Raw genomic sequence first — 10919 nt, 5'->3', positions numbered from 1 at the left:
CGCAGGTGAAGGAGCTCGCCGCCGGCGTCAAGGAGGCCGAGGCAGCCCGCACGGTCGCCGAGGCCGCCTGGGACGAGGCGATCCGGGCGATCCCGAACATCGCGGACGACGCCGCCCCCGCCGGCCTCGAGGACGACTACACCGTCATCGAGCAGGTCGGCACGCCGCGCGAGTTCGACTTCGAGCCGCGCGACCACGTCGAGCTCGGCCAGCTGCTCGGCGCGTTCGACCTCGAGCGCGGCGCCAAGGTGTCGGGCTCGCGCTTCTACTTCCTCACCGGTGTCGGTGCCCAGCTCCAGCTGGCGCTGGTCAACATGGCCATGGACCAGGCCCGCGCCGCCGGCTTCATCCAGACCGCGGCACCCTCGCTCGTCCGCCCGCGCGCGATGGAGGGCACCGGGTTCCTCGGCCAGGCGGCCGACGACGTCTACCGCATCGAGGGCGAGGACCTCTACCTCGTCGGCACCTCCGAGGTGCCGATGGCGGCCTACCACTCCGACGAGATCCTCGACGCGGGGTCGCTGCCGCGACGCTACGCGGCGTTCAGCCCGTGCTTCCGGCGCGAGGCCGGCTCCTACGGCAAGGACACGCGGGGCATCTTCCGCGTGCACTGGTTCGACAAGGTCGAGATGTTCGTCTACACGACGGTCGAGGAGGCCGCCGCGGAGCACGAGCGGATCCTGGGCTGGGAGCGCGCGTGGCTCGACGCCCTCGAGCTGCCCTACCGGGTCATCGACGTCGCGTCGGGCGACCTGGGGCTGTCGGCGATCCGCAAGTTCGACTGCGAGGCGTGGATCCCGACGCAGGGCAAGTACCGCGAGGTCTCCTCGGCGTCCAACTGCACCCAGTTCCAGAGCCGCCGGCTCGACATCCGGGTCCGCGGCACAGAGGGGACGACGCCGGCGGCGACGCTCAACGGCACGCTGTGCGCCATGACCCGCACGATCGTCGCCCTGCTGGAGAACGGTCAGCAGGCCGACGGCTCCGTACGCCTTCCGGCCGCGCTCCACCCGCTGCTGGGCGAGGTCCTGAGGCCGATCGCGTGACGTGGCGGCCGAAGCTCGTCGCCCTGGACATCGACGGGACCCTCGTCGACGGCAGCAACGAGATGAGTGCGGCCGTCCGTGATGCCGTGCGCGCGATCCGCGACGCCGGCATCGAGACCGTGATCTCGACCGGCCGGGCGATCCCCGGGGTGCTGGACACGACCGGCAAGCTCGGCTTCACCGAGGGCTACGCCGTGGCCAGCAACGGCGCGATCGTCTTCGCGTACGACCCGGTCGACATCCTGCACGCCGTGACGTTCGACGCGAGCGACGCCGTGCGCCGGGTCATGGAGTATGTCCCCGACGCGATCGTCGCGGTCGAGGAGGTCGGCGTCGGCTTCCGGGTCAACCGGCCGTTCCCCGAGGACGAGGTCAGCGGCAACTTCACCGTCGAGCACATCGACTCCCTCATCGCCGAGCCGGTGACCCGGGTCGTGATCCGGTCGACCGACCACACCGCGGAGGAGTTCTCTTTGATCGTCGACGACCTGGGGCTGACCGGGACCAACTACTTCATCGGCTACAGCGCCTGGCTCGACCTGGCCCCCGACGGGGTGTCCAAGGCGTCCGGCCTGGAGCACCTGACCGACCGGCTCGGCATCGACCGGGCCGACGTCCTGGCCGTCGGTGACGGCAACAACGACCTCGAGATGCTGACCTGGGCCGGCCGCGGCGTCGCGATGGGCCACGGCCCCGACGCCCTCAAGGACGCCGCCGACGCCGTGACCGGAAGCATCTCCGAGGACGGCTTGGTGGAAGAGCTCAAGAAGTACCTGTAGCCCACCAATGTGTCGGCACTTCTGGGTCGTTCTGGGCTCGGGATTGACCCGCAACCGCCGACATCTTGACGTGTCGGGGCCTCGGGGCGAACCAGGTGTCCCACATCAGGCTGAACCGTGGCGCCGGTCCGGCGTATCCGCGCTCGAGCAGGGCCGTGTGGACCCGGCGGACGATGGTGCGGGGGTGCTTCAGGTCCGCCACGGTGATGACGATGACCAGCCACCCGTTCCGTTCGAGTCGCTCCCGACGGCCGACGTCGCTCTGGCGCTGGTCGGCGTCCCGCTCGTGCTGCCACCCGTCGTACTCGACCAGGATCTTCCACTGCGCGTAGACGAGATCGCCCTTGGCGAGGATGTTGTCGTGCTCGTCGAGGATGAACGGATTGGGCCTCGGCTCCGGCAGTCGGGCGAAGACGATCATCAGACGGACGAGCGTCTCCATGGGGGACTCGACGTTCTCCCGGACGAGGCCCAGCACGCGGCGCACCCGGCGTACGCCGTCGAGGTGTCGGGTCAGCGCGAAGGTCGTGAGCGCGTCCATCGTCGTGTGCCGGCGGTGGAGCATGACCTCGGTGGCCTGGACGAGCTCGACGAGGGTGACCTTGGTGGCGATGTCGATCAGGGTGCGGTCGGGGCCGGTCACCGGGACGCCCTGCATCACGTAGGGAGTGATCACGTGCTTGCGCTGGTGAGGGCGGATCCCGGGGTGCCGAGTGTGGGTCGACGAGCTGGTCGAGACGTGGAACGGCGTGACCGCGCCGATGTCGAAGCCGTAGAGGCGCATCGCCGTGACGTGGCTGACGACCGAGCCAGCGGGCATCGCCAGCACCGCGGCCAGCATCCAGTGCCGGTGCTGCAGTCCGACGGCGGCGCTGATGTAGATGCCGCGGAACAGGCGCCGGAAGCGCTTGCCCCGCAGCACGGTGTCGGAGAATCCCGCTGCCAGCGCCTGGTCCCGGGTGAAGGGGTGGCACATGAACGCCGGCAGAGGTGGTGGCATCTCTGCACGGTGCACCCCCGACGGGGCGCGTGTCCTGGGTAAAGGCGGCCCTGTGGACAGCCGGAGGCGTTGTCACAGATGTGGAAAGTCAGATGTCGGCACTTCCGGGTCGTTCCGTCGCCGGAAATGACCCAGAAATGCCGACATCTTGGCGCTGGCGCTTACGCGACTTGGCTGGACTCCAGCTGGTCGAAGCAGTCGAGGACGGCGTCGATCGTGGGGACCTGGGGGCCGGGCTCGCCGGTCGCGGTGGCCTCGTCGCGCTTGGCCTCGCGGGCCCGGCGCAGGTGGCGCTTGATCGTCGACGTGGAGCAGCCGAGGCGCTCGGCGAGCTGGTGGCAGGTGTCCTTGGGGTACGCCTGACGGGCCGCCATGACGGCCCCGTGGCTGACCGGGCCGCCGCCGACCCGCGGTGCACCGTAGGTCGTCGTGCCGACCTGGTCGATCTCGATGCCGAGCTGGCGCCGGATGAACGCCCGGTCGCTCTCGGTCGTGCAGGCCACGAACCCGGAGACGTCGACCTTGACGACCGCCCGATAGAGGCAGTCGATCATGAGCGGGCAGCCGGCACATGACCGGTGCGCCGCGGCGCGCTTGACGCTCAGCATCTCCCACTCCGCCGCGGTGATGTCGGTCCGCGAAGGGGGTGAGTGCAGCAGCTCGTCGTGATAGACCTCCGTCGCCGTGGCGCACGGAGGGCTCGTTGCTTCAACCAAGATGGTCATGGGCTCCCTCTTCCCACTCGAAGCCCCGGTGCCACTCCTGCACCGAGACTCACGTCACATCAAGGTCAATGCTAGAGGTACATACCCCCTGAAGGGTCCCTTTCACCAGAAGTGTCCGAATCGTTACCTTTGATGTCATTTGGACCCGGTAGGGCCAGGCGCATGTTCTGCAGCTGCGACTGGGCCTGCACCTGCTGGGCGTACAGCGCCGCCTGGATGCCGTGGAACAGTCCCTCGAGCCAGCCCACGAGCTGGGCCTGGGCGATCCGCAGCTCGCTGTCGGACGTCTCGTCCTCGAACGGCAGGCTCAGCCGCTCCAGCTCCTCGATCAGCTCGGGCGCGAGCCCGTCCTCGAGCTCCTTGATCGACTGCTGGTGGATCGCCCGCAGCCGCGACCGGCTGGCGTCGTCGAGCGGGGCGGACTTCACCTCCTCCAGGAGGTGGCGGATCATCCCGCCGATCCGCATGACCTTGGCCGGCTGCTCCACCAGGTCGCCGAGCCCGGTGGGCTGCTGTGCGGTGGGGATGGTCTCGCCGGACACGTCGATGGTCTCGGGCTGCTCGTCGCTCATGACTCCCACCCTAGACACGCGGCCCATACCCGCGACTCAAACGGTCAGCAGGACCTTGCCGGAGTGGCTGGAGTCCTCGAGCACCTGGTGCGCCTGGCGGACGTCCTCCAGCGGGTACGTCGCGTGGATCACCGGCCGCACCGTCCCGTCGGTGATGAGCGGCCAGACCTGGGCGACCATCGCCGAGACGATCGCGGACTTCTCGGCGACGGGCCGGGCCCGCAGCGAGGTGGCCATGACGGCGGCCCGCTTGGTCAGCAGCGCGCCGAGGTTGAGCTCGGCCTTGGTGCCGCCCTGCATCCCGATGACGACCAGGCGCCCGGCGGTGGCGAGGACCGAGACGTTGGCGGCGAGGTACTTCGCGCCCATGATGTCCAGGATCACGTCGGCCTGCTCGCCGGACTCCTTCATCGCCTCGGCGAAGTCCTGCTCGCGGTAGTTGATCGTCACGTCGGCGCCCAGCTCGCGGCAGAACGCGGCCTTCTCCTCCGAGCCGACCGTCACGATGACCCGGGCCCCGAACGCCTTGCCGAGCTGGATCGCCATCGTCCCGATGCCGCTGGCGCCGCCGTGGACCAGCAGCGTGTCGCCGTGCTGCAGCTTGCCCATCATGAAGACGTTGGACCACACGGTGCAGGCGACCTCCATGATCCCGCCGGCGTCGGTCAGGGAGATCCCCACCGGCACCGTCGCGACCTGTCCCGCCGGGACGCTGACGTACTCGGCGTAGCCGCCGCCGGTCAGCAGCGCGCACACGTGCGCCCCCGGCTGCAGGTCGGTGACGCCCTCGCCGACCGACACGATGTCGCCGGAGCACTCGAGCCCCAGGATGTCGGTGCCGCCCGGCGGCGGGTTGTAGAGGCCCTGCCGCTGCAGCAGGTCGGCGCGGTTGACGCCGGCGGCGGTGACCCGGATCAGGACCTCACCGGGTGCGGGCTGGGGGGTGGGGCGGTCCTCGACGACGAGGGCATCGACCCCGCCGGGAGTGGGAGCTGTGACGGCGCGCATCCCTCCACGGTATCGCCCGCCCCCGCCCCGGCCACGCCAGGACGTCGGGTTCCTTTCAGCGGCCGCTCAGGCCGACCTGAGAGACTGGGCGCTATGCGTGTCGCCATCGTCCAGCTCGTCTCGACCGTCGACTCGGCGACCAACCGGGACGCCGTCGCGGCCCAGCTGGCCCGGATCGAGCCCGGCAGCGCCGACCTCGTGGTGCTGCCCGAGGCCGCGATGCACGACTTCGGCTCGGCCGACCACGACCTCGCCGCGATCGCCGAGGACCTCGACGGGCCGTTCGTCCGGCTCCTCGCCGAGCACGCCCGGCGGCTCGGCGCGACGCTCGTGGCGGGGATGTTCGAGCGTACGGACGCGCTGCCGTTCAACACCCTCGTCGTGGTCGGCCCGGACGGGACGATCGCGACGACGTACCGCAAGATCCACCTCTACGACTCGTTCGGCTACCAGGAGTCCGCCCGGCTCTCCGCCGGCCCCACGACCCCCGCGGTGGTCGACGTCGCGGGCACCCGGGTGGGGCTGATGACCTGCTACGACCTGCGGTTCCCCGAGCTGGGCCGGGCGCTGGTCGACGCGGGCGCCGAGGCGTTCGTGGTCCCCGCCGCCTGGGTCGCCGGCGCGCACAAGCTCGACCACTGGCGGACCCTGCTGGTCGCCCGGGCGATCGAGAACACCGTGCACGTCGTCGCCGCCGGCCAGGGTGGCGACCGCTACACGGGCCATTCCTTGGTTGCCGATCCGTGGGGCTCTATCGTGGTCGAGGCGGACCTCGCGCCCACGATCGTCACCGCGACGCTCGATCCCGCGGCGGTGGTCCGTGCTCGGGAGATCAACCCGTCCCTCGCCAACCGAAGGATCCGGCAGACGTCATGAGCTCAGCAGTCAAGGGCGGTCGTCGACGTCTGGACGCCTCGGTGCCCCCCGAGTACGACGTCCCGACCCGCGAGCCGCGGATCGAGTCGCCGGCCACGGTCCGGGCCATCATCACGGTCATGATCGGCCTGTGGCTGGTCGGCACGGCCGGCGCCGCCACCTCGATCGTCGCGATCGGCGCGCCCACCTGGATCGAGCGCCCGGCGGCCGGCCTGCTGATGATCGTCTTCGCCGTCGGCATCATCCACCGCGGCGGCGGCCACATGCGCATCTGGCTGACGATGACGGCGGCCCTGGCGATCTCCGCCGTCGTGCTGGAGACCAACCTGCTGCTGGCCTCGGCCGCCGCCGTCACGGCGGTGCTGGCCGCGGTCTGGGCGGTCATGGCGACCCGGCCGGCCCGCACGCTGCTCGGCGCGGTCGCGGAGTACGTCCTCGCGCTGGTGGTCGCGCTGAGCGGCACCGTCGCGGTCGCGGCGTGGAACGCCCCGGTCAACTACCAGCGGTTCAACCTCATCGTCATCACGGTCGCCCTGGGCCTGGCGATCACCCTGGTGTGGAACCTCGGCGCCGGCCTGCACGGCCTCGGCCGGCAGAACTTCGCGGTCCTGGCCGGGGCCGCGGCCCTGCTGCTGGTCCTGCTGGCCTACAGCAGCTTCGTGCGCACCCACGGCTCGCAGACCCTCGTCGACCTGTTCAGCAACGTCGTGGTGTGGCTGCGGCAGAACTTCGAGGGCGTCCCCCGTCCCGTCGAGGTGTTCATCGGCTTCCCGGCCCTCATCGTGGGCGTCTCGCTGCGCTCCAAGCGCCGCGAGGGCTGGTGGGTGCTGGTGTTCGCCGTGATCGGCACCGCGGTGCTGACGACATCCCTGGTGACGCCCGGGGCCTTCCCGTCGTACATCGCGCTGTCGACCCTCTACTCCAGCATCCTGGGCCTCGTCGTGGGCCTCGTGCTGCGGCACTACGTGCTCAAGGAACGCTCCTCCCGGGCCAACCGGGCGATGGAGCAGGTCGTCCGCGTCGAGCCTCCCCGCTTCGCCCCGTTGAAGTGATGCGATAATCGTCGTGGCGCAACGCTCCGGCGTTGCCACCCAGGAGGGGTGCCGGAGCGGCCGATCGGAAGCGCCTTGAAAGCGCTCGCTGGCAGAAATGTCAGCCGCGGGTTCGAATCCCGCCCCCTCTGCTTGACGAACTATCGACTCGACCGACGCTATGTCCTGCCCGCGATCGGGCTCCACCTGATCGCCGCGGGCATCGCCGCGGCCCTCGCCTTCTGGGTGTGGCCGCCGATCGGCATCCTCGTGGGCCTGCTGGCCCTCAGCGCCCTGCGCCTGCTGGTCTGGCCCCCGATCGCGATCCGCACCGACCCCGAGGGCGTACGCCTGGGGGGCCCGCTGTCCCGCAGCTCGGTCGGCATCACGTGGGCCGGGGTCGAGGACGTCGACCGGGACGGGTCACGGCTGTACGTCCGCCCGTCGTCGGGCGAGACCGTCGTGCTGATGCTGGCCCGGGTCGGCGACCGGTCCGACGAGCTGGTCCGCGACGTCTACCAGCGGCTCAACACCGCGCACGGCTACCGCCGGTTCGACCCCGAGAAGGACTAGGCCTCAGCGCCGCAGGGTCGGCTTCTGGAGCCGGGGCAGGAGGCCCGTGGGCGCCGCCGACTTCGCGGCCGCCGCGGGCGGCAGGCTGGCCGGCCGGCCCTCGGTGAACAGCCACTCGGTGAAGAACGCGTCCAGGTCCCGACCGGACAGCCGCTCGGCCAGGGCGATGAACTGCGGCGTGGTGACGTTGTCGCCGGCGCGGGACCGGGTCCAGGTGCGCAGGATCGTGAAGAACGTCGCGTCGCCGACGACGCCCCGCAGGGCGTGCAGGGTCAGGGCGCCGCGTTCGTAGACGGGCTGGAACAGGGTCGTGGGCCCGGGGTCGCCGACCTGGAGGTCCCAGAAGCCGTCGTCACTGGTGGGGGAGCTGTCGTCGGGGATCGCGGCCCAGGAGTCGAAGATCTCCTGCGTCGTGGCGCGGCCCTGGTCCTGGCTCCAGAGCCACTCGGCGTACGTCGCGAAGCCCTCGTTGAGCCACAGGTGGCGCCAGTCGGCCACGGCCAGGCTGTCGCCGACCCACTGGTGGGCGAGCTCGTGGACGACGACGCTGTCGTTGTCCTCGGCGGCGGAGCCGAAGAACCCGGGGCTGTAGACCGGCCGGGTCTGGGTCTCCAGGGCGAAGTCGAGGTCGACGTCGTCGACGATCCCGCCGGCGTCCTTGAACGGGTAGCGGCCGAAGATCGTGGCCAGGAAGGTCAGCGCGTCGGGCTCGCGGGCCAGGGCCGCGGCCGCGTTCTCGCCGACCGTCGGCGGGGCGTCGGCCGTCGTGCCGGCGATCCAGTCGTTGGTGTTGGCGGCGCTGCCCTCGGGGGCCCCCGGCACGGTCCAGCCGTCGAACGTGTCGCCGTCGTCCTCGAACGAGGTGGAGCCGGGCCCGTCCGCCACGGTGATGTCGTCGACGAACAGGCCGGTCTTCTGGACGGTGTCGTCGCTGGCGTACGAGATCGAGACCTCGACGTCCTGCCCGGCGTACGCCGACAGGTCGACGGCCCACTGCTCGTAGCCGTCGCTGGCCCCGCTGGCGGCGTTCCAGCTGCCGGTCGTCCCGGTGGGGGAGCAGGTCCCGTCGCCGTTGTCGGTCTCGTAGTGGGCCAGGAACGGGTGCAGCTGCAGGGACAGGGGGCAGACCCGGCCGGTGCTGTCGCTGGTGTGCCCGTTGAGGTCGGGCAGCGTGGTCCACGTGTCGGAGCCGACGGCGTGCGCCTCGACGAACATGAAGTCCCACGCGGGCTCGGTGTCGCGGGTGACCCAGAAGGACACCTGGTTGCCGGCCGCGGGCACCGTGATGGTGCGCTGCAGCCGCTTGTAGGTCAGGTCCCCGACCTGGGACAGGGCGTAGCGTGAGCCGGTCCGCGGCTCGGGCCCGACGAACAGCGACGAGTCGATCGCGTCGACGAAGCGGATGCCGTTCCTGCGGTAGGACTTCGTGGTGAAGTGGCCGATCGCGACGGTGCTCAGGTAGGAGGCCATGGGGGCCTGGGCCTCCCAGACCCAGGTCGTCAGGCCGTGCCGGGTCCGGCGGCCCTCGAGGTGGCCGTTGGCCACGACCTGCAGATCGCGCGGGGCCGCGACCCGGAACGTGTACGACGCCTTGTCCAGCGGATGGTCGTTGACCGGGAACCAGGTGGACGCACCCTTGGGCTGGCCGGCGACGACCGCCCCGTCGTCGGTGTGGATGAAGCCCGAGGTCCCGAGCTGGGGGTCCTCGATCACCGCGGGGGTGCCGTCGTAGCGGATCTCGACCGTGAACCGCGTGCCCTTCCGCAGCCCGCGCCGGGGGGTGACGGTCAGCTCCTCCCCGGAGCGGGTCCACGTCGCGGTCCGGTCGTCGACCCGGATCGACCGGATGGTCAGGCCGCGGAAGTCCAGGTTGAACGCCGACAGGTTCTGCGTCGCCCGGGCCCGGATCGTCGCGTCGCCGCGGAGGTTGTCGGTGTCCGGCTGGTAGCGCAGGTCCAGCAGGTAGTGCCTGACGTCGTACCCGCCGTTGCCGTCCAACGGATAGTAGGAGTCACCGATCCCCGGCGCCCCCGGCGTGTAGGGGGACCGGGCCGAGCCCTGGGTGGCCGCCGCCGCGGCGGCCGGCGGCGACTCCTGCGACTGGGCCGCGAGGGGCACCAGCGCGAGGAACACGGTGAGGGCAACGGCACGCAGCATCCACGACATCTCGAACTCCAACCCGGGGTTGAGCTGGCACGGACCCCCCGGGTCAGCCCCACGACGTTGGCCCGAGCGTAGTGACGCGCCGCCGGATCCAACAAGGGAACGATGACCCGGATCAGGTCCGGGACGGATTCGTGCGGGATGCCCCGGCCACCCCGCAGACGCGCACCGACGCGCACAGCCACCCCCGCCACCCGACGACGAGCCCCGGCGCCCAGCAGGAACCCCCGGCCGACGCGCCCGCCCGAAGCCCGGCCCGCGGGACCGAAGACCGGGCCGAGCCACCGCCGCGGGACCCACCCCGACGAGCCCGGCCCCCAGCGCCAGGAGCGGGTACGCCCGCAGCCACCCCCACGGCCGCACGCCGCCGCAAGAGGCCCGCCCCCCGAGCGAGCCAGCCCCGGCGCCCAGCCGAGAAAGAGAGGGGAGGAGAGAGGAGGAGAAGGAGAAAATGGAACAATGGGGAGAAGGGAAGAACCCCGAGGGGGAAGCCCGATTAGTCCCCCACGGCGTCAGGTCGCTATCCTGTTCCGGTTGCACAAAATGCAACGCTGGAGATGTCGCATAGTGGCCTAGTGCGCCCGCCTGCTAAGCGGGTTGAGGTTTAAACCTCTCGCGAGTTCAAATCTCGCCATCTCCGCCGCAAACGCAACGAGCAAGTCCACAGGACCAGTCACGCAACGTGGCTGGTCCTTGTGCGTGGTGACCAGGGGCGGAGCTCGCTCCGTGGTGAGGCGGCGCTGCAAACCGTGGAGCGCCGCGAGCTGAGCGTCTACTTGTCGTCGGCAGTAACCCAGTGTCCGGCGTGGGGCTGACCGCCCGGTGGATTCGCCGCGAGCTCCAAGGCTCGTCCGGAGTGAATCGACCCGCGTCATCGTCCGCTCAGGCACAGCGGTTACTACGACGACAAGAACTCGGCTAGTTCTCGTCCATCTCAGACGGGTACTCGATCGCGAAGTGCTGCGCGATCGTTCCGATCGTCTCGCAGCCCCACTCCGCACGTCTGGCCGGCCGGTCGTCAAGATCTTCGGTGTCATCGCAGACGCCGTCGCCCGACCCGCAGTCCCGGTGTAGATCGATCAACGTCCGGGCGAGCGAGTCGCTGATCGTATTGAGGCGACGGATCGCCTCAACCCACTGCTTCGC

General features: G+C 70.6%; 11 protein-coding genes and 2 tRNA genes. 7 read left to right on the top strand and 6 right to left on the bottom strand.

Annotated elements, in window-relative coordinates; genetic code table 11:
* Together serS and JWQ91_RS13185 are read left to right on the top strand one after the other, a co-directional pair.
* A partial coding sequence (serS, locus tag JWQ91_RS13190; protein ID WP_297784869.1) for a serine--tRNA ligase occupies positions 1-1046 on the top strand: 1046 nt, incomplete at its 5' end.
* Entirely contained in the window at positions 1043-1825 is a 783-nt protein-coding gene (locus JWQ91_RS13185; protein WP_297784866.1) for an HAD family hydrolase, read from the top strand. The genes serS and JWQ91_RS13185, both read left to right, overlap by 4 nt.
* Here JWQ91_RS13185 and JWQ91_RS13180 read toward each other — a convergent pair.
* From JWQ91_RS13180 to JWQ91_RS13165, 4 genes are all read right to left on the bottom strand, one after another.
* A complete protein-coding gene (locus tag JWQ91_RS13180) occupies positions 1809-2825 on the bottom strand; it encodes a DUF559 domain-containing protein (RefSeq protein WP_297784863.1) in 1017 nt (338 codons plus the stop codon). The two genes, JWQ91_RS13185 and JWQ91_RS13180, sit on opposite strands and share 17 nt — an antisense overlap.
* A 161-nt stretch (positions 2826-2986) precedes the next feature.
* Positions 2987-3550, bottom strand: a complete 564-nt coding sequence (locus JWQ91_RS13175) for a WhiB family transcriptional regulator (protein WP_297784860.1) — start codon at positions 3548-3550, stop codon at positions 2987-2989.
* A gap of 71 nt (positions 3551-3621) precedes the next feature.
* Entirely contained in the window at positions 3622-4122 is a 501-nt protein-coding gene (locus tag JWQ91_RS13170) for a bacterial proteasome activator family protein (RefSeq protein ID WP_297784857.1), read from the bottom strand.
* A gap of 36 nt (positions 4123-4158) precedes the next feature.
* On the bottom strand, positions 4159-5130 hold the full coding sequence (locus JWQ91_RS13165; protein WP_297784854.1) for an NAD(P)H-quinone oxidoreductase: 972 nt from the start codon (positions 5128-5130) through the stop codon (positions 4159-4161).
* 93 nt (positions 5131-5223) lie between these two features.
* Here JWQ91_RS13165 and JWQ91_RS13160 point away from each other — a divergent pair, with 93 nt between their 5' ends.
* The 4 genes from JWQ91_RS13160 (at position 5224) to JWQ91_RS13145 (ending at position 7610) form a co-directional block, all read left to right on the top strand.
* A complete protein-coding gene (locus tag JWQ91_RS13160; protein WP_297784851.1) occupies positions 5224-6006 on the top strand; it encodes a carbon-nitrogen hydrolase family protein in 783 nt (260 codons plus the stop codon).
* Positions 6003-7058, top strand: a complete 1056-nt coding sequence (locus tag JWQ91_RS13155; RefSeq protein ID WP_297784849.1) for a hypothetical protein — start codon at positions 6003-6005, stop codon at positions 7056-7058. The genes JWQ91_RS13160 and JWQ91_RS13155 overlap by 4 nt, the downstream gene beginning before the upstream one ends.
* Before the next feature lie 42 nt (positions 7059-7100).
* Positions 7101-7189: transfer RNA gene (locus JWQ91_RS13150), tRNA-Ser, on the top strand.
* A 1-nt stretch (position 7190) separates the two neighbouring features.
* Positions 7191-7610 carry a hypothetical protein gene (locus JWQ91_RS13145; protein WP_297784846.1) on the top strand — a complete coding sequence of 140 codons (420 nt, stop codon included), beginning with the start codon at positions 7191-7193 and terminating at the stop codon, positions 7608-7610.
* Between the two features lie 3 nt (positions 7611-7613).
* On the opposite strand, the gene JWQ91_RS13140 is transcribed toward JWQ91_RS13145, so the two are convergent.
* Complete coding sequence (locus tag JWQ91_RS13140; protein WP_297784842.1) at positions 7614-9776, bottom strand: M1 family aminopeptidase; 2163 nt, start codon at positions 9774-9776, stop codon at positions 7614-7616.
* Between the two features lie 550 nt (positions 9777-10326).
* Here JWQ91_RS13140 and JWQ91_RS13135 point away from each other — a divergent pair.
* A tRNA-Ser gene (locus JWQ91_RS13135) sits at positions 10327-10413 on the top strand.
* Positions 10414-10691: 278 nt separating this feature from the next.
* Here JWQ91_RS13135 and JWQ91_RS13130 read toward each other — a convergent pair.
* Positions 10692-10919 (bottom strand): hypothetical protein (locus JWQ91_RS13130; RefSeq protein WP_297784839.1); only part of this gene is annotated, 228 nt, incomplete at its 5' end.

Source organism: Aeromicrobium sp., from assembly GCF_025965075.1.
In the GTDB taxonomy this organism is placed as follows: domain Bacteria; phylum Actinomycetota; class Actinomycetes; order Propionibacteriales; family Nocardioidaceae; genus Aeromicrobium.
This window is presented reverse-complemented; position numbering and strand designations above follow the sequence as displayed.